This window comes from Actinokineospora terrae (genome assembly GCF_900111175.1).
GTDB lineage: Bacteria > Actinomycetota > Actinomycetes > Mycobacteriales > Pseudonocardiaceae > Actinokineospora > Actinokineospora terrae.
In genome coordinates, this window is the sequence record NZ_FOGI01000004.1 from 19,563 (window position 1) to 42,581 (window position 23,019).

Below are 23,019 nucleotides of genomic sequence, written 5' to 3' on the forward strand. Positions count from 1 at the left end.
CCTGGTCACCGGCGGTGGTTGTCGGTGCGAGGCGATAGTGTCGCGGTATGTATGTCTCGCGGGTCCGGCTGGTGAACGTCCGGGGCTTCCACGACGGCCGCACCGTCGACCTGGACCTGCGCAGGCCGGACAACAGCTACGCCGGGTGGACGGTGCTGGCCGGGCGCAACGGTTCCGGCAAGACGTCGTTGCTGCGCGGGATCGCGCTGGCCGTCGGCGGGCCCGCCGCGGCGCGGACGCTGGTGGCGGACTTCGACAACTGGATCTCGGTCGGCAAGGCGAGCGCGACGGCGGCCGTCCAGCTGACCTTCGACCTGAACTTCGAGCGGTTCAAGAAGGGCCGCCCGCCGGAGCGGCCGTTCTGGGCGGGGCTGCGCTGGACCGCGGCGGACGCGGAGGACACCGCGTGGGCCAGGCGGCCGGTGCAGCCGTCGCTGGAGGACCACAGCGAGGACGGCCGGGCGAAGACGGCGCCGCGCAACGGGCCGTGGCACGACAACCCGTCCGGCTGGTTCTGCGCCGCGTACGGGCCGTTCCGGCGGCTGGTCGGCGGCACCGGCGACGTGCAGCGGCTGATGCTGGGCGCGGGCAGCGTCGCCAGGATGGCCAGCCTGTTCCACGAGGACGCGTCGCTGGCCGAGGGCGTGGCGTGGCTGATCGAGCAGCACCTGCGGGCGCTGGAGCGGCGGGAGGGCGCGCGCTACCTCAAGGAGTCCGCGCTGCGCATCCTCGGCGACGGCCTGCTGCCCGACGACTACCGGATCAACGAGGTCGACTCCGAGGGCCTCTGGGTCTCCGACGACGGCCACCGGTTCCCGCTGCGCGAGATGAGCGACGGCTACCGGACCGTGGTGGCGCTGGTGGTCGACCTGCTCAAGCAGCTCTACGAGAGCTACGGCGACCTGCGGCTCGACGACGAGGGCACGGTGGTCGGGGTACCGGGGGTGGTGATCATCGACGAGATCGACGCGCACCTGCACGTGTCCTGGCAGAAGCGGATCGGCGAGTGGCTCAAGCAGCACTTCCCGCAGATCCAGTTCATCGTGACCACGCACAGCCCGTACATCTGCCAGTCGGCCGACCCGGCCGGGCTGATCCGGCTGCCCGGCCCGGACCAGGACATCAGCCCGCAGACCGTCGACGGGGACCTGTGGGAGCGGATCGTCTACGGCACCGGGGACGACGCGGTGCTCTCGGACCTGTTCGGGCTGGACACCGCGTACTCGAAGCGGGCGATCCGGCTGCGGCACCTGCTGGTGGAGCTGGAGCTGAAGGTGCTCGACGGGGTGGCCGACGAGGAGGAACGGGTCCGGTACCGGGAGCTCAAGCAGATGCTGACCAGCTCCCCCTCGGCCAGGGTCACCGAGGTCGCGGCCCGGCTGATCGCGGGTGACGAGCAGCGATGATCCGGTTGGAGCGGCCGCCGGTCTCCGAGGAGCTGGCGGAGTCGTTGCAGCGCGCCACCGACGGGGTGCGGGCGGTGCCGCGCAAGGAGCAGGCCGCGAAGGCCAGGACGCTGTGGAAGGCGCGGGCGCAGCTGCGGCAGTCGATCGGCGCCCGATTACGCGAGTTCGCCCCCGGCCGCGAACGCTGCATGTACTGCGGCGACAACCAGGGCACCGACATCGACCACTTCTCGCCGGTAGCGCTGACTCCGCTGTTGGCCTTCGCGTGGCGCAACCACCTGCTGGCGTGCTCGGTCTGCAACAGCCACCACAAGCGCGACCAGTTCCCACGCGACTCCCGGGGCAAGCCGCTCTTACTCGACCCAACTGTGGACGACCCGTTCGAGCACTTGGCCCTGTCGCTGACGTTGGGTCGATACCGGGCTCTTACCGAGCGCGGGGAGGTGACCGAGCAGGTGTGCGGGCTCAACCGGGACATCCTGACCCGCGGGCGCCAACAAGCCCGCACCACCCTCGGCCTCCTGTTCGGCCGCTGGGAATCAGCCGAACGCGCCGCCGACACCGACACCATGGACCTCGTCGTCCGCACGGTCCGCGAACAACCCTTCGCCGACGTCGTCCAGGCCATGCTCCGCTACAGCACCCGCCCCGGCGCCCAGGAGATCTTCTCCGACCAACCCGAACTGCTGGCCGTCCTGCTGCGCCCCGGCCTCCGCACGCGCCTGACCACGCGCTAGCGCTTGCGGACCAGGCTGACGCCGTCGCGGACCGGGAGGACGGTGACGTCTACTCGGGGGTCGTTGACGATGTGGGAGTTGGTGGTGCGGATGGCGGTGACGGTGTCGTTGGTGGCGGTGGGGTCGGCTACGCGGCCGCCTTGGAGGACGTTGTCAAGGACGAGGAGGGCGCCGGGGCGGAGGCGGGGGACCAGTTCCTCGTAGTAGGAGAGGTAGCCCTTCTTGTCGGCGTCGATGAAGGCGAAGTCGATGGCCGGGTCGGCTGGGAGGGACTGGAGGGTTTCCAGGGCGGGGGCGATGCGCAGGTCCACGCGGTCGGTGAGGCAGGCGCGGTCCCAGTAGCGGCGGGCGATCTTGGTCCACTCCTCGCTGACGTCGCAGGCCAGGAGGTGGCCGTCGGCGGGGAGGCCGCGGGCGATGCAGATCGAGGAGTAGCCGGTGAAGACGCCGACCTCGACGGCGTACTTGGCGCCGGTGAGGCGGACCAGCATGGTCAGCAGCTCGCCCTCGTCGTGGCTGATCTGCATCTGGGCGGCGTCGGGGAACTCGGCGGCGGTCTCGGCGGCCAGCTCGCGCAGCAGGTCGTCCGGCTGGGTGGAGTGGGCCAGCAGGTAGTCGCTCAGGGCCGGGGAAACGATGTCCATGGCCGCCATCTAAGCCGAACGCGGTCGTTAGGTCACCGATAGTGTTCGAAGGCACTCACGATGCGCGTGCGATCGGCGCCGTTGGCGAGCAGCAACAGCAGCAGCACCCGCGCCTTGGCCGGGTCGAGGAAGCCCGCGTGCACCAACCCGCGGTCGAGCAGGTCGCGCTCGGAGCCCGGGTAGCCGTAGGTGTGCCGTAGGACTGGCCCCGATCCGGTACGCGAAGCGAGCACGACCGGCACCCGCGCGGCCAACTCGGACACGATCGGCACCATCCCAGCGGGCACGTGCCCGGCACCGAGGCCTGCCAGCACGATCCCGTCGAACGCAGGGCCGCCGAGGCGTAGGAGTTCACCGTCGTCGCCGAGCGCGACCGTGACTAGAGCGACCCGAAGATCGGACACAGCGGCGGCGGCAGGCAGGTGAAGAGGCACGCGCGGTGTACCGCGCAGCCTGGGCTCACCTTCGACGACCAGCCCTAGAGGACCGAACCCGGGCGAGACGAACGCGGCCGTGCTGCTGGTGTGCCCCTTGCGAACGAACCGGGCGCCGTGCACCTCGTCGGACATGACCACCAACGCGCCAAGTCCCCGCGCGGTGTCAGAGGCCGCGACCCGGATGGCGGCGAAGAGGTTCGCGGGGCCGTCCGCACCAGCCGACGTGGGATGGCGCATCGCCCCGGTAACCACAACGGGCACGTCCGAGTCGATGGTGACGTCCAGGAAGAGCGCCGTCTCCTCGATGGTGTCCGTGCCGTGCGTGACCACGACACCGGTCGCACCCGCGTCGATCTCGGCCTGCACGGTCGCCGACAGCGCCGCCAGGTCCCCGAACGACAACGACGGGCTCGGCAACGACCGCAGCCCGCACGCGGTGATCTCCAGCCCCAGTTCGGCCAACCCGGGCACGGCCGCGATCAGGTCCGCCGCGTCCAGCGCCGGGACCACCCCACCGGCCGCGCTGGGAGCCATGGCGATGGTGCCGCCCATACCGATCACCGCTACCCGCGTCACGGAACCTCCACCAGGATCGCTGGGCGGCAGATCCGGGCGTCTGCGCACAGGCACTGGTGATGGTCGCACCCAACGCGGTGTTTTCCACGGTTGTGTGCGTCACGATCAGCCCAGCAGGTCGAGCATCTCCCCCCACGGCACCGTGGGCTCGTCCTCGACGACCACGCAGCCCGCGGCCCGGAGCGTGTCCAGGTGCGGGGTGAACATCGGGTGGGCGCGCTGGGCGAGATTGGCCTGCGGCCGGATGACGACGGGCAGGCCAGGGGTGCCCACGGCCTCGGCCAGGGCGGTGAGGGCCTGGTTGTCCTGTATGCCGAGCGCGAGTTTCGCCAGCGAGTTGGCGGTAGCCGGAACGAACAGGAACGCGTCCGGCACCCGGTAGGGCTTGGGTTCGCTGGGCAGCCGAGGGTGGCTACGCACCGGCAGCGGGGTAAGAGCCTGCAAGCGCGCGGTCTCCCCTGCCTCCGCCATCCAGTGGCCCGCCGTGGGGGTGAAGGTGATGGCTAGATCCCAACCCCTGGCCACCGCGGGCTCGGCCAGTTCGCGGCGCAGGCGCTGTTCCAGACCACCGCCCGCGGCCGCGACCAGACCCAGGATCATCGGCGCAGCAGCGCGCAGAACATGGCGTCGGTGCCGTGGCGGTGCGGCCAGAGCTGCACGTGCGGGCCCTCGCCGAGCCCGGGCATGCCCTCGGGGAAGCTCGCCCGCGCGTCGAGCACCGTGGCACCAGTGGCGCGGACCACCGCCGAGATGACGCCCTCGGTCTCCGACAGGTGCGGCGAGCACACGACGTAGGCCACCACGCCGCCCGGCCGGACCAGGTCCACCGCGCTGGTGAGCAGCTCGCGCTGGATCTTGGTGAGATCCCCGACGTCCTCGGGCATGCGGCGCCAGCGGGCCTCGGGTCTGCGCCGGAGCGCACCGAGACCGGTGCACGGGGCGTCGACGAGGACGCGGTCGAAGCTGCCCGCGAGGCCGGGATCGCGGCCGTCGGCGACGTGGACGGTGACCGGCAGGCCCTGGGTGATCTGCTCGACCAGCTTGGCCCGGTGCGGCGTGACCTCCACCGCGTCCAGGGTGCCGCCGTTGATGGCGACCAGCGAGCCGAGCATCGCCGCCTTGCCGCCGGGACCGGCGCACAGGTCCAGCCAGCGGCTGTCGGCGCCCTCGACCGGGACGCGGGTCAGGGCGACCGCGCACAGCTGGCTGCCCTCGTCCTGCACGCCTGCGAGGCGCTCGCGGATCGGCTCCAGGTCGCCCGGGTCGCCGGAGCCCGCTTCGAGGCGGACGCCGTAGGGCGAGTACGGGGCAGGCTCGCCGCCGGTCATGGCGGCCAGTTCCTCGGCGGTGACCTCGCCCGGCCGCGCGGCCAGGTGCACCTCGGGGCGCTGGTCGTCGGCGGTGAGCGCGGCCGCCAGCTCGTCGCCGGTGGAGCCGAGGGCGTCGGCGAAGGCGCGGGCGATCCAGCGCGGGTGGCTGGTGCGGGCGGCGAGGTGCCCGATCGGGTCCTCCTCGGCCTTCGGCGCGATGACCTCCAGCCAGCCCGCCTCGTCGTGGTCGGTGACCTTGCGCAGCACGGCGTTGGCGAACCCGGTGACCCGGGGGCCGAGATCGGCCCGCACCAGGTCCACAGTGGACGCGACGGCGGCGTGCGCCGGGATCCTGGTGCGCAGCAGCTGGTAGGTGCCCAGGCGCAGCGCGTCGAGCAGCACCGGCTCGACCTTGTTCAGCGGGCGGTCCACGCATTCGGCGAGGATCTCGTCGAGCAGCCCCCACGCGCGGCACGTGCCGTAGGCGAGTTCGGTGGCCAGAGCGGCGTCACGACCGGTGATGCGGCGTTGGCGCAAGAGCTTCGGCAGCACCAGGTTGGCGTAAGCGTCGTCGTTGCGCACCGCGCGCAGGACGTCGAGCGCCGTGCGGCGGGCCGGGTCGTCGATCGGTGGGCGTTCCGGCGTCGCGGGCCTGCGCGGCGGGTGCGCGCGGCTCGGTCGTGACGGTCGGTGCGCTCGCTTGCCTGGCTGGGTCATCCCACTCGCTCCCCGGGCTCGATCCTGGTGCCGCGGGCCCAGTCGGTGGCCTGCATGCGTTTCTTGCCCTGTGCCTGGACCTCGCCCAGGCGCACCGGCCAACTGGCGGTGCCGACCAGGACCCGCTTGCGCTCGACGAGCAGCTCACCGGGGGCCAGGGTCGTGTCGGACTCGGCGCGGGTGACCGGGCCGAGCTTGAGGCGTTCGCCGCGGAAGTCGGTCCAGGCACCCGGGTCGGGGGTGACCGCGCGGACCAGCCGGTCGACGGCGAGACCGGGGTGGGTGAAGTCGACCCGCGCGTCGTCGACGGTGATCTTGGCGGCGTGGCTGACCCCGTCCGCGGACTGCTCGACGGCGGCGAGCACACCATCCGCGATGCCGTCCACAGTGGACAGCAGTAGTCCGGCGCCGGACTCGGCGAGCCGGTCGAGCAGCACGCCCGCGGTGTCGTCGGGGCGGATCGGCTCGGTGAGCACGCCGAAGACCGGCCCCGCGTCGAGTTCGCGCACGATGCGGAAGGTGCTGGCGCCGGTGATCTCGTCGCCGTGCCGGATCGCGGCCTGCACCGGGGCGGCGCCGCGCCAGGCGGGCAGCACCGAGAAGTGCAGGTTGACCCACCCGTGCGGCGGGATGTCGAGCGCGGCCTGGCGCAGCAGCGCGCCGTAGGCGACGACCGGGCACAGGTCGGGGCCGATCTCGCGCAGCCGGTCGAGGAAGACAGGGTCGGACGCCTTGGCCGGGGTAAGAACCTCGATGCCGTGTTCGTCGGCGAGCGCCCCTACCGGGGACCGCGACGTGCGCTGCCCGCGCCCGGCGGGGGCGTCAGGACGGGTGACGACAGCGGCGACCTCGTGTCGGGACGCGATGAGAGCCCGCAGCGCCGGTAGCGCCACCTCCGGCGTACCGGCGAACACCAACCGCATCAGCGGGCACCGAACAGCGGGTGCGGGCTCTGCTTGAGCGAGGGGACGGCGCCGTCGAACCACTCGGCCTGCCGGATCTCCTTCATGGCCTGCTTGCGGGTGTCGTCGTCGAGCCGGTCGAGGAAGAGCACGCCGTCGAGGTGGTCGGTCTCGTGCTGGATGCACCGCGCGAGCAGGTCGCTGCCCTCGACCTCGATGGGCTCGCCGTGCATGTCAAAGCCACGGGCGACGACGTTGCGGAGCCTGCGGCAGTCCCAGGAGAAGCCGGGGATGGACAGGCAGCCCTCGGGGCCTTCCTGGACCTCCTCGTCGAGCGCGGTCCACACCGGGTTGACCAGGTGGCCCTCGGCGCCGTCGCAGGCGTAGGTGAACACCCGCAGGCCGACCCCCAGCTGCGGGGCCGCGAGACCGGCACCGCCCTCGTCGCGCATGGTGTCCCACAGGTCGCGCACCAGGTTGTGCAGCTCCCGGTCGAAGTCGACGACCTCGGCGGCCGGGGTGCGCAGCACGGGGTCGCCGAAAAGCCGGATCTGCTGGACGGTCACACGTCTCCCCTGCGGGCTCGGAACGAGGTTCGGTCGGACCAGTCTATTCACCCGGCGGCGGCGGTGGCCGGGGGCATCAGATCAGGTCGAGCGGGTCGAGCTGGACGCGCAGCGGGTCCGGGTCCTTGCGGGCCGTGCGGACCGCCTGGGCCTTGGCCAGGACGGCGGCCAGGTCACGGCCGTGCGGGCGGTCGACGCGGATCAGGGCCCGTTCGCGGCTGTCAACGGATTCCGGGTCTCCCAGCTGTACCGGGCCTAGGACCTCACCGGTGGGTGGTAGCGGCAGGTCCGCCAAGAAGCGTGCGACAGCGTTAGGCGAGCCGTCCACTGAGGCCATGCGCACGGCGGGTGGGAAGCCGAGTTCGGTGCGGGCGGCCAGTTCGACGGTGGCGTGCCACACAGGGTCCCAGCGGACTAGAGCCTGGACGGGGGCAAGCGTCGAGTCGGCGAGAACGACGACGCGGCCGCCATCAGTGCCGGGACGGACCAACGCGGCCGCGGTCATCCAGCGGCGCAGGGCCTCTTCGGCGGCACGCAGGTCTACGCGGCCGAGCAGCGCCCAACCGTCGAGCAGCAGCGCCGCGCCGTAGCCCCCCTCGGCCACGGGTTCGGCGCCCGGGGTGGCGACTACGAGCGCCGGTTTGGCGTCGACACTCGCGAGGACCTCCTTGGCGCCAGAGGTGCGGACAGGCACGCCGGTGAAGGCGCGGCCCAGCTCCTCCGCCGTCCGCTTCGCGCCGACGACAGCGGCCCGCAGGCGGCGGGAACCGCAGTTCTGGCAGCGGAAGTTGGCCTCGGTCGCCGCGCACCACCGGCAGGCGGGCGACCGGGCCTCGCCACCGGACTGCGGGATGCCCAACGGCCCGGCGCACCGGCGGCAACGCGCCGGGGCGCGGCACTCCTGGCAGGTCAACGCGGGCACATAGCCCCGACGCGGCACCTGCACGAGCACCGGATGGCCGGCGGACAGCGCGGCCCGCGCGGCGTCGAAGGCGACCGAGGGGACGCGGGCGGTCCGGGCGGCCGGGTCGCGGGCCAACTGGGAGTCGTGCTCGCCGATGGCCGTCACCCTCGGGGCGGCGGCGCGCAGCTCGGCGCGGGCGGCGACGATCTCCGGCGCCCACCCGGTGTCCACGAGCAGTTGGGCCTCGGCGGTCCTGGCGATGCCCGCGACGAGCATCGCGGCGCCGGTGCGGGTAGCGCGCTGGATCAACACGTCGCGCACGTGCGGATAGGGCGAACGCTGGTCGGAGTGCTGGTCGTCGCCGTCGTCCCACACGACTAGAACCCCGGGGTCGACGACAGGCGCGTAGGCGGTGGCGCGAGTGCCCACGACTATCCGGGCCACACCGCGTCGAACGGACAACCAGCCTCGGTAGCGCTTGGCCGGTCCTAGATCCGCCGACAGCGCGACAACGGCGTCCTCCCCCGCCAACGCCACACACGCGGCACGCACTCGGGCAACATCCCGGTGGTCGGGTACGACGATGACAGCACCACGGCCAACGGAGGCAGCGCTAGCGGCTACCTCTGCCAACCGCGCGGGCCAGTCCTCCCCCGGTAGCGCCTGCCACACCGCGTGCGCCTGCCTACCGGCCTGCAACGCGTCGAGGAAAGCGGCACCACGCGGGTAGCGCGCCCACCCAGTCGGGTCTGGTGCGGCCGGAGCGGCGGCAGGCTCAGCGGGCTCCTCGGCCTCCACACGCGCGTGCCGTGGCGGGACAGCGAAGCGCAGGACGTCGATCATCGTGCCGCCATAGCGGTCAGCCACGGCACGGCAAAGCCCAGCGACCTCGGGAGAGAGAACCGGCTCCGGTGAGACAACCTTGTCCAGGAACAACAACCGACTGGTTTCGAGGTCGGATTCCGCGACCCGCTCAGCGACGAACCCGTCCGTCAGTTGCCGGTTGAACCGCACCCGGACACGACAACCCGCCACGACCTCGGCGTCGAGCTTCTCCGGCACGAGGTAGTCGAACGTGCGGTCCAGGTGGGCCAGGGGGGCGTCCACCCAGACCTTCGCCACCGGCAGGTCAGGGGCAGCGACCTGCCGCCCCTTGGCCGGGACCTGCGGTTTCGACGCCGCGACCGGCTTGGGGGCCACAACTGGGACCGCGACGTCGAACAGCGCGTCGGGGTCGGGTTCGGACATAGTGGCTGGTCTACCAGACTCTCAGTCCGACCGATCCTGGTGGTACGACGCATAGAGGGCGACGATCTCGGCGCGGTCACCGGTCTCGGCCTCTTCCCGGATGCGGCGGTTGAGGCCAACGGGATAGCCGTGCTTGATGAGGCGCCTCTCGCATGCGTCCTCCATGAACGACAACGAGAAGTACAGCCCGGTGACGTAACCGGCGGCCACCATCGAGAACCGCAACGACAGCGGTCCCGGAACTAGAAGCAGCAACCACAGCGGCGCGAACAAGACCATCACCCGCGCGAAGTGCCGCAGGACCCAGGTACTGGCGGTCAGGTCCCAGAGGACCCAGGAGCGGTACCGGTCAGCGAGAGTGCCACCGACCGCGTACCACAGCCATCGAGCGGGGTCCGGTCGCTGGAAGTGCACGCCGTGGATCGTAGGTGCCCACATAAGAACATCACCTCTCCCCCACGGATTACCCAATGAGGAAGAGGTGATGCTGACGAATGCTCTTACGCGCCCGCGGCGGTGCGCAGGTCGTCGACCCGGTCGGTGCGCTCCCACGGGAGGTCCAGCTCGGGGCGGCCGAAGTGGCCGTACGCGGCGGTCTGCGCGTAGATCGGGCGCAGCAGGTCCAGGTCGCGGATGATCGCGGCTGGGCGCAGGTCGAACACCTCGCGCACGGCGGTCTGGATCTTGGCGGGGTCGACCTTCTCCGTGCCGAAGGTCTCCACGAACAGGCCGACCGGGGCCGCCTTGCCGATGGCGTACGCGACCTGCACCTCGATCCGGTCCGCCAGGCCCGCGGCCACCGCGTTCTTGGCGACCCAGCGCATCGCGTACGCGGCGGAGCGGTCGACCTTCGACGGGTCCTTGCCGGAGAACGCGCCGCCACCGTGCCGGGCCATGCCGCCGTAGGTGTCGACGATGATCTTGCGGCCGGTCAGGCCCGCGTCACCCATCGGGCCGCCGATGACGAACCGGCCGGTCGGGTTCACCAGCAGCCGGACGTCGGTGCTGTCGATGTCGAGCTCGCCGATCTCGGGCAGCACGACCTGCTCGCGCACGTCCACGCCGAGCAGCTTGTCCAGGTCGACGCCGTCGGCGTGCTGCGAGGACACCACGACGGTGTCCAGCCGGATCGCGCGGTCGCCGTCGTACTCGATGGTGACCTGGGTCTTGCCGTCCGGGCGCAGGTACGGCAGCACGCCGTCCTTGCGGACCTTGGTGAGGCGCTTGGACAGCCGGTGCGCCAGCGCGATGGGCAGCGGCATCAGCTCGGGCGTGTCGGTGCACGCGTAGCCGAACATCAGGCCCTGGTCGCCCGCGCCCTGGCGGTCGATCTCGTCGAGCGCGTTCTCCACCCGCGTCTCGTGCGCGGTGTCGACGCCCTGCGCGATGTCCGCGGACTGCGCGCCGATGGCCACGTTCACCCCGCACGAGTTGCCGTCGAACCCCTTGGCCGACGAGTCGTACCCGATGCGCAGGATGACGTCGCGGACGATGCTCGGGATGTCCGCGTACGCCTCGGTCGTCACCTCGCCCGCCACGTGCACCTGGCCGGTCGTGACCAGGGTCTCCACCGCCACCCGCGACCGCGGGTCCTTCGCCAGGAGCGCGTCAAGGACCGAGTCGCTGATCGCGTCGCAGATCTTGTCCGGGTGGCCTTCGGTGACCGACTCGGAAGTAAAGAGCCTACGGCTGCCGTTCTCGCTCACGAGTTACCCCACATCGTCCGCCCTGTGTCCGGGCAACTGTACTGAAACCGACTTGGGGACGACTCACCGTTTGAGCAGTTGCACGACGGAGTCCCATACTTCGGTGGCGAGTTGCGCCTTCGAGCCCAGCGCGATGGGGCGTTCGGTGCCATCGGCGGCGAGCAGCCACCCGGCGTTGTCCTCGGTCTCGAACGCCTTGCCCTCGCCGACGGCGTTGACCACCAGCAGGTCGCAGCCCTTGCGCCTGAGCTTGGCCCGCGCGTGGTCGAGCACGTCGGCCCCCGAGTCGCCGGTCTCGGCCGCGAAACCCACGATGACCTGCTCGTTGGGCAGCGCACCCGAGGCGCGCGCGGCGACCAGCTCGGCCAGCACGTCGGCGTTGCGGGTCAGCGCGACCGGGTCGGGGTCCCGGGCGGTCTTCTTGATCTTGAACTCGGCGGAGACCACCGGCCGGAAGTCGGCCACGGCGGCGGCCATGACCACCACGTCCGCGCCCACGGCGGCGGCGTGCACCGCGTCGCGCAACTGCGCGGCTGTCCCGACCCGCACCACCTCGGCACCCGCCGGTTCCGGCAGCGGGAGGGTGTGCGCGGACACCAGGGTCACCTGGGCGCCGCGCTGGGCCGCGGTGCGGGCGAGCGCGTAGCCCTGCTTGCCGGAGGACCGGTTGCCCAGGTAGCGGACCGGGTCCAGCGGTTCCCGGGTACCACCGGCGGAGACGACGACCCGGACACCTTCGAGGTCTCGGGGCAACGCGTCGGGCCGGTGCAAGAGCAGCCGGGCGAGGTCGACGATCTCGGCCGGGTCCGCCAGGCGCCCCTTGCCCGTGTCGGCGCCGGTGAGCCTGCCGCTGGCGGGCTCGGTCACCACGGTCCCGCGCGAGCGCAGGGTGGCGACGTTGGCCCGGGTGGCCGCGTGCTCCCACATCTCGGTGTGCATGGCCGGGACCATCAGCACCGGGCACCGCGCGGTGAGCAGGGTGCCGGTGAGCAGGTCGTCGGCGAGCCCGTGCGCGGCCTTGGCCAGCAGGTCCGCGGTGGCCGGGACCACGACGACCAGGTCGGCCTGCTGGCCGAGCCGGACGTGCGGCACCTCCGGCACGTCGGAGAACACGCCGGTGTGCACCTTGTTGCCGGAGAGGGCCTCGAAGGTGGCGGCACCGACGAACCGCAGCGCGGCCTCGGTCGGCACCACCCGCACCTCGTGACCGGACTCGGTCAACCGGCGCAGCACCTCACAGGCCTTGTAGGCGGCGATACCGCCGCCCACACCGAGCACGACCCGTGGGCGAGCAGTCACTCGCCCTCGGTGTGCTCAAGCAGCCCGGAGTGGATCTCGCGCAGGGCGATGGACAGCGGCTTCTCCCGGGGACCGGGCTCCACCAGCGGGCCGACGTACTCCAGCAGGCCCTCGCCGAGCTGGGCGTAGTAGTCGTTGATCTGCCGCGCGCGCTTGGCGGCGTAGATGACCAGCGCGTACTTCGAGCTGACCTTGTCGAGCAGGTCGTCGATCGGGGGGTTGGTGATGCCTTCGAGCTGCGTCGTCGGCTCGCCGAGGGCGCCAAGCTCGGTAGGGGTGATCACTCGATGTACTCCTGGTTCGCGGGGTGGTTCGAGAGGTCCGGAAGTACCAAGGTTAGCAACTCCCGCGCGGCGGTCGGCACATCGGCGTTCACCACGACCGCGTCGAACTCCGACTCGGCCGCCAGTTCCTGCTTGGCCACCGCCAGCCGGTGCGCCACGACCTCGGGATCCTCGGTGCCGCGGCCGGTCAGCCGGGACACCAGGGCGTCCCACGACGGTGGGACCAGCATCACCAGCAGCGCCTCGGGCATGGCCAGGCGCACCTGGCGGGCGCCCTGCAGCTCGATCTCCAGCACCGCGGGCCGCCCCTGGGCGAGCGCGGCCTCGACCGGCCCGCGCGGGGTGCCGTAGCAGTTGCCCGCGTACTCGGCGTGCTCCAGCAGCTCACCGCCGTGGTGCATCCGCGCGAACTCGGCGCGGTCGACGAAGTGGTAGTGCGCGCCGTCCACCTCACCCGGGCGCGGGGCGCGGGTGGTGGCGGAGACGCTGAAGTAGACGTCCGGGTGCAGCCTGCGCAGTTCGGCGACCACGCTGGACTTGCCGACCCCGGACGGGCCGGAGACGACAGCGAGCCGGGACCGGGGCGCTACGCCCGATCCCGGCCCGCGGCCTGGCGACTTCTCGGTCACTCGCCGCTGAACTCGGCCAGCAACGCCTTGCGCTGGCGGTCACCAAGGCCGCGCAGGCGCCTGCTCGGCGCGATCTCCAGGCGCTCGATGATCTGCTGGGCACGCACCTTGCCGACGCCCGGCAGGGCCTCCAGCAGCGCGGTGACCTTCATCTTGCCCAGGACCTCGTCGTTGTCAGACTGGGCCAGCACGTCCTTGAGGGTGGTTCCGCCTCGCTTCAGGCGCTCCTTGAGCTCGGCTCGGGCGCGACGGGCGGCAGCCGCCTTCTCCAGCGCTGCGGCCCGCTGCTCCTCGGTCAGCTGGGGAAGGGCCACGATTTCCTCCGTGGGGGTGGGATTTCTTCCGGATCGGTGCCGCGACGTTACCGACCCCTGGCCTGCGGGGACAACGCGGGTCCAGCATGTGCGGTGCGTGACACCGCCGCCGAAGTTGATCAACAACGCGTGAGATCCGGCGGCGTGACCTGGGAATTCACCGCCGTGTCGGCCGTCACAGCAGCGGTCACTCAGCGCGATCGCGACACCGGCGGTTGGCGAAAGTGTCGCCTCCGCCACTCCCAGGAGCCCACTGAACACACCCGGTCAGCCCATAGCCGTCTACCTGGGCTAACAGTGCGCGGGCAGCACGAAAGCCCCCACGGGTGCCGTTTCGGGCTCCCGAGGGGGTGTCGTGTGGGGTGGGTTCAGCGCGCGGCGGCCGCCAGTTCGTCGCGCACGCGCAGCGCGGCGGAGCGCAGCGCGGCCACGTCCGGACCGTGCCGCAGGACGTCGCGGGCGCTGGCGGGCAGCACCGCGGGCAGGGCGTCGCCGAACACGGCGGCCAGGTCGGCCGGTCCCGCGCCCTGGGCGCCCAGCCCGGGGGCCAGCAGGGGGCCGTTGAGCGCGGACAGGTCAAGATCCGCACGACCGACGGTGGCGCCGACGACGAGCCCGATGGAGCCCAGCGGGGTCGCCCCCGCGTTGTGCGCCGCGGCCTGGTCGACGATCGACTGCGCCACGGTGACCCCGCTGGCCCCGCCGACCCCATCGACCCTGGCGTGCTGCACGCCCGCGCCCTCCGGGTTGGAGGTGCGGGCGAGCACGAACAGGCCGCGCCCGGTGCGGGCGGCCTCCTCGATGGCCGGGTCCAGCGAGCCGAACCCGAGGTAGGGCGAGACGGTGACCGCGTCGGCGGCCAGCGGGGAGCCGTCCGACAGGTACGCCTGGGCGTAGGCGGCCATGGTGGAGCCGATGTCGCCGCGCTTGACGTCGAGCAGCACCAGCGCGCCTGCCGAGCGCGCGTCGGCGATGACCCGCTCCAGCACCGCGACCCCGCGCGAGCCGTACGCCTCGAAGAACGCCGACTGCGGCTTGAGCACCGAGATGTCGCCCGCGAACGCCTCCACGCAGGTCAGCGCGAACCGCTCCAGGCCGCTGACGTCGCGGGGCAAGCCCCACTGGTCGAGCAGGCCGGGGTGCGGGTCGATGCCCACGCACAGCGAACCCCTGGCGGCGACGGACTCGGTGAGCCGCGCCCCGAACGGCGCCCCGCTCACGCCTCGGTCCCCCAGTCGGCGAGCAGCGCGGCCTGCAGCGCCTGCAACGGGCGCACCCCGATGTCGTCGCGGATCAGCGCCTCGATGCCGTGCACCGCGGCGGCCGCGCCCTGGATCGTGGTGATGCAGGGGATGTCGCGCGACACCGCGGCGGTGCGGATCTCGTAGCCGTCCACCCGGGGGCCGTGGTTGCCGTACGGGGTGTTGATGACCATCTCGACCCCGCCGTCGCGGATGAGGTCGACGATGTTGTCCTCGCCCTCGAAGTGCTTGCGCACCACGGTGCACGGGATCCCGTTGCGGCGCAGCACCTCCGCGGTGCCCGAGGTGGCCAGCACCTCGAAGCCGAAGTCGGCCAGCCGCTTGACCGGGAACACCATGGCCCGCTTGTCCCGGTTGGCCACCGACACGAACACCCGGCCCGAGGTGGGCAGCGAGCCGTACGAGGCGGTCTGCGACTTGGCGAAGGCCTTGCCGAAGGACACGTCGATGCCCATGACCTCGCCGGTCGACTTCATCTCCGGGCCCAGCAGCGAGTCGACGCCCTGGCCCTCGGGGGTGCGGAACCGGTGGAACGGCAGCACCGCCTCCTTGACCGCGACCGGGGCGCCCGGCGGCAGCAGCGCGCCGTCGCCGGTGGCCGGGAGCATGCCCTCGGCGCGCAGTTCGGCGATGGTGGCGCCGAGCATGATCCGGGCGGCCGCCTTGGCCAGCGGCGCCGCGGTCGCCTTGGACACGAACGGCACGGTGCGGCTGGCGCGCGGGTTGGCCTCCAGCACGTAGAGCACGTCGTCCTTGAGCGCGTACTGCACGTTGAGCAGGCCGAGCACGCCGACGCCGAACGCGATGGCCTCGGTGGAGCGGCGCACCGCCTCCATGTCGGTGCGGCCGAGGGTGATCGGCGGCAGGGCGCAGGCGGAGTCGCCGGAGTGGATCCCGGCCTCCTCGATGTGCTCCATGACGCCGCCGAGGTAGACCTCGGTGCCGTCGCAGAGCGCGTCGACGTCGATCTCGATGGCGTCGTCGAGGAACCGGTCGACCAGCACCGGGTGCTCCGGGCTGACCTCGGTGGCGCGCTTGATGTAGCCGGCCAGGGTCTGCTCGTCGTAGACGATCTCCATGCCGCGCCCGCCGAGCACGTACGACGGGCGGACCAGCACCGGGTAGCCGATCTCGTCGGCGATCCGCTTGGCGCCCGCGAACGAGGTGGCGGTACCGAACTTCGGCGCGGGCAGGCCCGCGCTGGTCAGCACCTCGCCGAAGGCGCCCCGGTCCTCCGCGAGGTGGATGGCGCTGGGCGGGGTGCCCACGATCGGCACGCCCACATCGGCCAGCCGCTGCGCGAGCCCGAGCGGAGTCTGGCCCCCGAGCTGCACGATCACGCCGACGACGGTGCCGGAGGCCTGCTCGGAGTGCACGACCTCCAGCACGTCCTCGAAGGTGAGCGGCTCGAAGTAGAGCCGGTCGGAGGTGTCGTAGTCGGTGGAGACGGTCTCGGGGTTGCAGTTGACCATCACGGTCTCGTACCCGGCCGCGCGCAGCGCCATGGCCGCGTGCACACAGGAGTAGTCGAACTCGATGCCTTGGCCGATGCGGTTGGGGCCGGAGCCGAGGATGAGCACCTTCGGCTTCTCGGTCTGCGGCAGCACCTCGGTCTCGGCGCCGGGGTCGAGCTCGTAGGCCGAGTAGTGGTACGGGGTGAGCGCGGCGAACTCGGCGGCGCAGGTGTCGACGGTCTTGAACACCGGTCGCACGCCGAGGCGGTGGCGCAGGCTGCGCACGCCGTCCTCGCCTGCCAGCTCCGGGCGCAGCGCGGCGATCTGCCGGTCGGACAGGCCGGAGCGCTTGGCGCGGCGCAGCAGCTGCTCGTCGAGCACCGGCGCGGTCTCCAGCTCGCCGCGCAGGTCGACCAGGGACGCGATCTGGTCGACGAACCACGGGTCGATGCCGGACGCCTCGTGCACCTGCGCGACGGTGGCGCCCAGGCGCAGCGCGCGCTCGACGGTGTAGAGCCTGCCGTCGTGGCCGGCCCGCAGCTGCTCGAGCAGCCCGTCGAGGGTGGTGCCCTCCGGGTCCGGCGTGGTCCAGAAGCCGACCGCCTTGGTCTCCATCGACCGCAGCGCCTTGCCCAGCGCCTCGACGAAGTTGCGGCCGATGGACATGGCCTCGCCGACCGACTTCATGGTGGTGGTCAGCGTCGGGTCGGCGCCGGGGAACTTCTCGAAGGCGAACCGGGGCACCTTCACCACGACGTAGTCCAGCGTCGGCTCGAAGCTGGCCGGGGTCTCGCCGGTGATGTCGTTGCGGATCTCGTCGAGGGTGTAGCCGATGGCCAGCTTCGCGGCGATCTTGGCGATGGGGAAGCCGGTGGCCTTGGACGCCAGCGCGCTCGAGCGCGACACCCGCGGGTTCATCTCGATGACGACCATGCGGCCGTTGGCCGGGTTGATCGCGAACTGGATGTTGCAGCCACCGGTGTCGACGCCGACCGCGCGCAGCACGTCGATGCCCACGTTGCGCATGACCTGGAACTCGCGGTCGGTCAGCGTCATCGCGGGCGCGACGGTCACCGAGTCGCCGGTGTGCACACCCATCGGGTCGATGTTCTCGATCGAGCAGATGACCACGACGTTGTCGTGCTTGTCGCGCATCAGCTCGAGCTCGTACTCCTTCCAGCCGAGCACGCTCTCCTCGATGAGCACCTCGGTGACCGGGCTCTCGGTGAGGCCGGTGGAGGCGAGCCGCTCCAGCTCGGCGGCGGTGTGCGCCATGCCGGAACCCAGGCCGCCCATGGTGAACGACGGCCGGATGACCACCGGCAGGCCCAGCTCGGCGACGGTGTCGCGGACCTCGTCCATCGAGTGGCAGACCCGGCTGCGCGGGGTCTCGGCGCCGATCTGGGCGACGATGTCCTTGAACTTCTGCCGGTCCTCGCCGCGCTGGATGGCGTCGATGTCGGCGCCGATCAGCTCGACGTTGTACTTCTCCAGCACGCCGCGCTCGTGCAGCGCGACAGCGGTGTTGAGCGCGGTCTGCCCGCCGAGGGTGGCCAGGATCGCGTCCGGGCGCTCGGCGGCGATGACCTTCTCGACGAAGTCGGGGGTGATCGGCTCGATGTAGGTGGCGTCGGCGAACTCCGGGTCGGTCATGATCGTGGCCGGGTTGGAGTTGACCAGGCTGACCCGCAGGCCCTCCTCGCGCAGCACCCGGCATGCCTGGGTGCCGGAGTAGTCGAACTCGCAGGCCTGGCCGATCACGATCGGGCCGGAGCCGATCACCAGCACGTGCTTGATGTCGTCGCGCTTGGGCATTACTTGCCGCCCTCTGTGTTCAGCGGGACACCCGCACCCGGTCGGCCCACCTGCGAGGGAAGGACATTGTCTCGCACGCGTTCCTCCATCAGGGTCACGAACTGGTCGAAGAGGTTCGCGGCGTCATGGGGACCGGCCGCGGCCTCGGGGTGGTACTGAACGGAGAAGGCAGGCACCTCGAGCGCCCTTACGCCCTCGACGCAACCGTCGTTGGGGCAGTAGTGGCTCACAGTGGCCTTGCCGAACGGGGTGTCGAAGTCCTTGCCCGGCTCGCCTTCGAGCGCGAACCCGTGGTTCTGCGCGGTGATGGCGACCGCGCGGGTGGCCACGTCGATCACCGGGATGTTGATGCCGCGGTGGCCGTAGCGCAGCTTGTAGGTGCCCAGGCCGAGCGCGCGCCCGAGGATCTGGTTGCCGAAGCAGATGCCGAACAGCGGGATCCGCCGCTCCAAGACGCCCTGCGTCAGCGCTACCGCGTGGTCGGCGGTGGCGGGGTCACCGGGGCCGTTGGACAGGAAGACGCCGTCTGCCTCAACCGCGAGCAGGTCGTCGAGCGAGCTGGTCGCGGGCAAGACGTGGGTCTCGATGCCACGCGCGGCGAGCATGCGCGGGGTGTTGGACTTGATGCCCAGGTCGAGCGCGGCCACCCGGAACCGGCGCTCGCCGGTGGCGGGCACGACGTAGGACTTGTCGGTGCTGACCTCGCCGGCGAGCTCCGCGCCCGCCATGGCCGGGATCTCCCGGACGCGCTGGAGCATGGCCTCGGGCTCGGCGAGGTCGCCGCCGGAGAACACGCCCGCGCGCATGGCGCCGCGCTCGCGCAGGTGCCTGGTCAGCGAGCGGGTGTCGATCCCGCTGATGCCGACCACGCCCTGGCCGACGAGCGCGTCGTCGAGGCTGCGGGTGGAGCGCCAGTTGGAGGGGACGCGGGCCGGGTCGCGCACGACGTAGCCCGAGACCCAGATCCGGCCGGACTCGTCGTCCTCGTCGTTCCAGCCGGTGTTGCCGATCTGCGGGGCGGTCGCCACCACGATCTGGCGGTGGTAGGAGGGATCGGTCAGGGTCTCCTGGTAGCCGGTCATCGCCGTGCAGAACACGATCTCGCCGAAGGTGGTCCCGGTGGCGCCGAACGCCTCACCGCGGAACACCCGGCCGTCCTCGAGGACCAGCGCGGCCGCGGTCCGTGTGCTCGTGTCACTCACCGTCTCGTACCTCCGGTGTCGGTGCCGGTGCGGACACCGGTGTGCCAGTGGGGGTGGACCCGTTCGAGTCGGCCGAGCCGGTGGGGCGCAGTGCGCGCACGGCCGGGACCCACAGGTCGTAGTCGTCCTTGTCGTCGGCGCGGAAGCCGGTGTCGAACTCGTGGCCGTCGACCGCCCAGCGGACCACCAGCACCCCGTCGCCGCCCATGACCTTCCCGGCGATCCCGGCCTCGGTGCGCGCCTCGCGGACCGAGGCCGCGGGGATCCACACCGGGGTGGCGCCGACCCGGTCGAGCAGCAGGCCGTCGGTGACCAGGTGCGCGGTGGCGTCGGCGCGGAAGCCGAGGTCGCCGACCGCGACGCGGTCCTGCCAGCTCGCGGCCGTCACCGTGCTGGCGTAGACGCCGGTGCTGGGCGGCAGCAGGGTCACCGCGGAGCCGTCGCGCACCGCTGCCAGGAGGGCCGCGGGTGCGTCGGGGAACGGTGGGAGAACCTTCGCCTGGCGGCGCGCACGGTTGCGGTAGCCCCACCACATGAGCAGGACCAAGAGCGCGAGTCCCGCGAGGAACAACAGGGTCAGTGTCAGGCGGTTCACGCTGTCGCCTTCCCGTCGCGTGCGGTCAAACGGCCACGCAGGTACGTCGCGACGACCGCGCCCGGTAGCTCCATACCCTCGTAGGGGGTGTTCGCGGCGATGCTGGCCAACTCCGCGCCTCGCACCGTCCAGCGGGCGGCAGGGTCGACCAGGGTGATCGTGGCCGGTTCCCCCACCGCGATCGGGCGGCCCTGGTCGGGCAGGCCCGCGATCTCGGCGGGACGCTCGCTCATCACCCTCGCCACGCCGCGCCAGTCCAACAGGCCCGGCTCGACCATGGTCGCGACCACGATCGACAGCGCTGTCTGCAACCCGAGCATGCCGGGGCGCGCGGCGGACCACTCGCAGTCCTTGTCCTGCGACGCGTGCGGGGCGTGGTCGGTCGCGACGCAGTCGACGGTGCCGTCCGCGAGGGCCTGCCGCAGCGCCTTCGCGTCGGGGGCGGTGCGCAGCGGCGGGTTGACCTTGTTGACCGGGTCGTAGGTGCTCAGCCGCTCGTCGTCGAGCAGCAGGTGGTGCGGGGTGACCTCGGCGGAGACCCGGGTGCCGCGCGCCTTCGCCCAGCGCAGCACGTCGGCGGTGCCCTCGGTGGAGACGTGGCAGACGTGCAGGCGGGCGCCGACGTGCTTGGCGAGCAGGCAGTCGCGGGCCACGATCGCCTCCTCGGCCACCGCGGGCCAGCCCGCCAGGCCGAGCCGCGCGGCCAGGTCGCCCTCGTGCGCCTGGGCGCCCACGGTCAGCCGCGGCTCCTCGGCGTGCTGGGCGATGACCGCGTCCAGCGCCTTGGTGTACTCCAGCGCCCGGCGCATGATCAGCGGGTCGGCCACGCACAGGCCGTCGTCGGAGAACAGCCGGACCCTGGCCGCCGAGCGGGCCATGGTGCCCAACTCGGCCAGCTTCTCGCCCTCGAGGCCCACGGTGACCGCGCCGACCGGGTGCACGTCGACCAGGCCGATCTCCTGGCCGCGGCGCCACACGTGCTCGACGACCACGGCGTTGTCGGCGACCGGGTCGGTGTTGGCCATGGCGAACACGGCCGTGTAGCCGCCCAGCGCCGCCGCCCGGGACCCGGTCTCGATGGTCTCGGTGTCCTCGCGGCCGGGCTCGCGCAGGTGGGTGTGCAGGTCGACGAACCCGGGCAGGGCCACCAGACCGGTGGCGTCGACGACCTCGACGTCGGTGCCGACCTCGAGGTCCGAGCCGATCCCGGTGATCACCCCGTCGGTGACCTCGATGTCGACCGCGTCCTCGCCGTAGGGGCGAGCGCCCCTGATGACGACCGTGCTCACGCGGCGTCCTCCTCTCCGGCGAGCAGGTGGTACAGGACCGCCATGCGCACGTGCACGCCGTTGGCGACCTGCTGGGTGATGGCCGAGCGGCCCGAGTCGGCGACCGCGGGCGAGATCTCCATGCCGCGCAGCATCGGACCGGGGTGCAGCACCACGGCGTGCTCGGGCAGCATCGCCGCGCGCGCCTCGCTGAGGCCGTAGGCGATGGAGTACTCGCGGGCGGACGGGAAGAAGCCGCCGTGCATGCGCTCGGCCTGCACGCGCAGCATCATCACCGCGTCCAGCGTCGGCAGTTCCGCGTCCAGGTAGTGCGAGATGCGCAGCGAGCCCGCGGCGCCGACCGGCCAGTCAGCGACACCTGTCGGCAGCAGCGTGGGAGGCGCGACAAGCACCACCTCCGCGCCGAACGAGGTGAGCAGGTGCACGTTGGAGCGCGCGACCCGGCTGTGCAGGACGTCGCCGACGATCCCGATGCGACGGCCCTCGACGCCACCGAGGCGCTCGCGCAGGGTCGCCATGTCCAGCAGCGCCTGCGTGGGGTGCTCGTGGGTGCCGTCGCCCGCGTTGACCACGGAGGTGTTCGTGTGCGACAGCCAGGACGCCACCCGGTGCGCCGCACCGGAAGCGGGGTGGCGGACCACGACGCAGTCGGCGCCCGCGGCGGCCAGGGTGAGCGCGGTGTCGCGCAGGGACTCGCCCTTCTTCGCCGAAGAACTACCGGCGGAGACGTTCACCACGTCCGCGCTCATCCACTTCCCGGCGATCTCGAAGGAGACCCTGGTGCGGGTGGAGTCCTCGTAGAAGCAGGTGATCACCGTGCGGCCGCGCAGCGTGGGCAGCTTCTTGACCTCGCGGCCCAGCAGCGTGCGCTTGAGACCGTCGGCGGTGTCGAGGATGGCCAGCGCGGTGGCCGGGTCGAGGCCCTCGGTGCCCAGCAGGTGCCTCACGACCGCTCACCGGCCCGGTTCAGCAGGACGGCGTCGCGGCCATCGGTCTCGGTGAGCAGGACGTGGACCTCCTCGGTGCGCGCGGTGGGCACGTTCTTGCCCACGTAGTCGGCGCGGATGGGCAGTTCGCGGTGGCCGCGGTCGACCAGGACGGCCAGCTGGACCGCGCGGGGCCGCCCGACGTCGCGCAGCGCGTCGAGCGCGGCGCGGATGGTGCGGCCGGAGAACAGCACGTCGTCGACCAGGATGACCAGCGCGTCCTCGATGCCGCCCGCGGGCAGCGCGGTCTGCCCCAGCGGGCGGGTGGGCTTGCGGCGCAGGTCGTCGCGGTAGAGGGTCACGTCGAGCGCGCCGACCGGGACCCGGATGTCGCTGAAGTCGGCGACCCTGGCCGCCAGCCGGGTGGCCAGCGGCGCGCCCCTGGTGGGGATGCCCAGCAACACGACCGGGCTCGCGCCGGACGCGCCGAGCGAGGTCTTCTCGATGACCTGATGGGCCATTCGGGCGATGGTGCGCGCCACGTCACCGGCGGAGAGCAGCTCGCGCCGCTCGGCCGGTTCCGGCGCGCCACGGGGCCGTGGCGGCACGGGGGACTCCTTCCCCGCCTCACGGGACGGGTCGTTAAAGGTGTCTAGCGACCCCTCTGACCTGGGATCGCCCCGACCGTACCAGGGTGAGCCCGGCCACTGACCGGGTGGTCGGGGGCCACTCGCGGCGATGTCCTTGACGAACCAGCTTGACCTGGTGACAACTCTGGGTAACCATTACTCTGCGTG

22 protein-coding genes are annotated in these 23,019 nt (G+C 72.1%); 2 read left to right on the top strand and 20 right to left on the bottom strand.

Annotation, left to right across the window (positions count from 1 at the left end):
* Window positions 1-47: 47 nt before the first annotated feature.
* Complete coding sequence (locus tag BMY07_RS08565; protein ID WP_092776242.1) at window positions 48-1,406, top strand: AAA family ATPase; 1,359 nt, start codon at window positions 48-50, stop codon at window positions 1,404-1,406.
* Window positions 1,403-2,143 (top strand): HNH endonuclease family protein, encoded by a 741-nt coding sequence (locus BMY07_RS08570; protein ID WP_218150632.1) that lies wholly within the window; start codon window positions 1,403-1,405, stop codon window positions 2,141-2,143. Before BMY07_RS08565 ends, BMY07_RS08570 begins: the two co-directional genes overlap by 4 nt.
* Here the strand turns inward: BMY07_RS08570 and BMY07_RS08575 are convergent.
* The 20 genes from BMY07_RS08575 to pyrR all read right to left on the bottom strand — a co-directional run bounded on the left by BMY07_RS08575 (window position 2,140) and on the right by pyrR (window position 22,830).
* Window positions 2,140-2,787: an O-methyltransferase gene (locus BMY07_RS08575; protein WP_092777246.1), complete on the bottom strand. Its 648-nt coding sequence runs from the start codon at window positions 2,785-2,787 to the stop codon at window positions 2,140-2,142. The genes BMY07_RS08570 and BMY07_RS08575 overlap by 4 nt on opposite strands.
* 32 nt (window positions 2,788-2,819) lie before the next feature.
* Window positions 2,820-3,800 carry an asparaginase gene (locus tag BMY07_RS08580; RefSeq protein ID WP_245782281.1) on the bottom strand — a complete coding sequence of 327 codons (981 nt, stop codon included), beginning with the start codon at window positions 3,798-3,800 and terminating at the stop codon, window positions 2,820-2,822.
* Between the two features lie 105 nt (window positions 3,801-3,905).
* Window positions 3,906-4,400 carry a flavoprotein gene (locus BMY07_RS08585; RefSeq protein ID WP_092776246.1) on the bottom strand — a complete coding sequence of 165 codons (495 nt, stop codon included), beginning with the start codon at window positions 4,398-4,400 and terminating at the stop codon, window positions 3,906-3,908.
* Window positions 4,397-5,827, bottom strand: a complete 1,431-nt coding sequence (locus tag BMY07_RS08590) for an RsmB/NOP family class I SAM-dependent RNA methyltransferase (RefSeq protein WP_092776249.1) — start codon at window positions 5,825-5,827, stop codon at window positions 4,397-4,399. The genes BMY07_RS08585 and BMY07_RS08590 overlap by 4 nt, the downstream gene beginning before the upstream one ends.
* Window positions 5,824-6,750, bottom strand: a complete 927-nt coding sequence (gene fmt / locus BMY07_RS08595; protein WP_092776252.1) for a methionyl-tRNA formyltransferase — start codon at window positions 6,748-6,750, stop codon at window positions 5,824-5,826. Before fmt ends, BMY07_RS08590 begins: the two co-directional genes overlap by 4 nt.
* Entirely contained in the window at window positions 6,750-7,295 is a 546-nt protein-coding gene (gene def / locus BMY07_RS08600) for a peptide deformylase (protein WP_092776255.1), read from the bottom strand. The genes fmt and def overlap by 1 nt, the downstream gene beginning before the upstream one ends.
* A 76-nt stretch (window positions 7,296-7,371) precedes the next feature.
* On the bottom strand, window positions 7,372-9,447 hold the full coding sequence (locus BMY07_RS08605) for a primosomal protein N' (RefSeq protein WP_092776258.1): 2,076 nt from the start codon (window positions 9,445-9,447) through the stop codon (window positions 7,372-7,374).
* A 21-nt stretch (window positions 9,448-9,468) separates the two neighbouring features.
* Window positions 9,469-9,861: a DUF5313 family protein gene (locus BMY07_RS08610; protein WP_245782282.1), complete on the bottom strand. Its 393-nt coding sequence runs from the start codon at window positions 9,859-9,861 to the stop codon at window positions 9,469-9,471.
* A gap of 86 nt (window positions 9,862-9,947) precedes the next feature.
* Window positions 9,948-11,153 (bottom strand): methionine adenosyltransferase, encoded by a 1,206-nt coding sequence (metK, locus tag BMY07_RS08615; RefSeq protein WP_092776264.1) that lies wholly within the window; start codon window positions 11,151-11,153, stop codon window positions 9,948-9,950.
* Between the two features lie 63 nt (window positions 11,154-11,216).
* Window positions 11,217-12,452, bottom strand: coding sequence for a bifunctional phosphopantothenoylcysteine decarboxylase/phosphopantothenate--cysteine ligase CoaBC (coaBC, locus tag BMY07_RS08620; RefSeq protein WP_245782283.1), 1,236 nt, complete (start codon window positions 12,450-12,452; stop codon window positions 11,217-11,219).
* Complete coding sequence (rpoZ, locus tag BMY07_RS08625; protein WP_092776269.1) at window positions 12,449-12,736, bottom strand: DNA-directed RNA polymerase subunit omega; 288 nt, start codon at window positions 12,734-12,736, stop codon at window positions 12,449-12,451. Before rpoZ ends, coaBC begins: the two co-directional genes overlap by 4 nt.
* A complete protein-coding gene (gene gmk / locus BMY07_RS08630) occupies window positions 12,733-13,365 on the bottom strand; it encodes a guanylate kinase (RefSeq protein ID WP_092776272.1) in 633 nt (210 codons plus the stop codon). The genes rpoZ and gmk overlap by 4 nt, the downstream gene beginning before the upstream one ends.
* Entirely contained in the window at window positions 13,362-13,679 is a 318-nt protein-coding gene (mihF, locus tag BMY07_RS08635; protein ID WP_018686179.1) for an integration host factor, actinobacterial type, read from the bottom strand. The genes gmk and mihF overlap by 4 nt, the downstream gene beginning before the upstream one ends.
* Before the next feature lie 368 nt (window positions 13,680-14,047).
* A complete protein-coding gene (pyrF, locus tag BMY07_RS08640) occupies window positions 14,048-14,899 on the bottom strand; it encodes an orotidine-5'-phosphate decarboxylase (protein ID WP_092776275.1) in 852 nt (283 codons plus the stop codon).
* Window positions 14,896-18,210 carry a carbamoyl-phosphate synthase large subunit gene (carB, locus tag BMY07_RS08645; RefSeq protein ID WP_092776278.1) on the bottom strand — a complete coding sequence of 1,105 codons (3,315 nt, stop codon included), beginning with the start codon at window positions 18,208-18,210 and terminating at the stop codon, window positions 14,896-14,898. The genes pyrF and carB overlap by 4 nt, the downstream gene beginning before the upstream one ends.
* A complete protein-coding gene (gene carA, locus BMY07_RS08650) occupies window positions 18,210-19,412 on the bottom strand; it encodes a glutamine-hydrolyzing carbamoyl-phosphate synthase small subunit (RefSeq protein ID WP_092776281.1) in 1,203 nt (400 codons plus the stop codon). The genes carB and carA overlap by 1 nt, the downstream gene beginning before the upstream one ends.
* Window positions 19,405-20,007, bottom strand: a complete 603-nt coding sequence (locus BMY07_RS08655) for a PH-like domain-containing protein (protein ID WP_218150633.1) — start codon at window positions 20,005-20,007, stop codon at window positions 19,405-19,407. The genes carA and BMY07_RS08655 overlap by 8 nt, the downstream gene beginning before the upstream one ends.
* On the bottom strand, window positions 20,004-21,296 hold the full coding sequence (locus BMY07_RS08660) for a dihydroorotase (RefSeq protein WP_092776283.1): 1,293 nt from the start codon (window positions 21,294-21,296) through the stop codon (window positions 20,004-20,006). Before BMY07_RS08660 ends, BMY07_RS08655 begins: the two co-directional genes overlap by 4 nt.
* Complete coding sequence (locus BMY07_RS08665) at window positions 21,293-22,243, bottom strand: aspartate carbamoyltransferase catalytic subunit (RefSeq protein ID WP_092776286.1); 951 nt, start codon at window positions 22,241-22,243, stop codon at window positions 21,293-21,295. Before BMY07_RS08665 ends, BMY07_RS08660 begins: the two co-directional genes overlap by 4 nt.
* Window positions 22,240-22,830 (bottom strand): bifunctional pyr operon transcriptional regulator/uracil phosphoribosyltransferase PyrR, encoded by a 591-nt coding sequence (pyrR, locus tag BMY07_RS08670; protein WP_092776289.1) that lies wholly within the window; start codon window positions 22,828-22,830, stop codon window positions 22,240-22,242. Before pyrR ends, BMY07_RS08665 begins: the two co-directional genes overlap by 4 nt.
* Window positions 22,831-23,019 lie beyond the last annotated feature (189 nt).

Bases quoted from the DNA above. Each gene is read 5' to 3' on its own strand.
- BMY07_RS08585 (WP_092776246.1), bottom strand. From the start codon at position 4,400: ATGATCCTGGGTCTGGTCGCGGCCGCGGGCGGTGGTCTGGAACAGCGC.
- BMY07_RS08590 (WP_092776249.1), bottom strand. From the start codon at position 5,827: ATGACCCAGCCAGGCAAGCGAGCGCACCGACCGTCACGACCGAGCCGC.
- carB (WP_092776278.1), bottom strand. From the start codon at position 18,210: ATGCCCAAGCGCGACGACATCAAGCACGTGCTGGTGATCGGCTCCGGC.
- fmt (WP_092776252.1), bottom strand. From the start codon at position 6,750: ATGCGGTTGGTGTTCGCCGGTACGCCGGAGGTGGCGCTACCGGCGCTG.
- BMY07_RS08605 (WP_092776258.1), bottom strand. From the start codon at position 9,447: ATGTCCGAACCCGACCCCGACGCGCTGTTCGACGTCGCGGTCCCAGTT.
- BMY07_RS08575 (WP_092777246.1), bottom strand. From the start codon at position 2,787: ATGGACATCGTTTCCCCGGCCCTGAGCGACTACCTGCTGGCCCACTCC.
- BMY07_RS08565 (WP_092776242.1), top strand. From the start codon at position 48: ATGTATGTCTCGCGGGTCCGGCTGGTGAACGTCCGGGGCTTCCACGAC.
- BMY07_RS08570 (WP_218150632.1), top strand. From the start codon at position 1,403: ATGATCCGGTTGGAGCGGCCGCCGGTCTCCGAGGAGCTGGCGGAGTCG.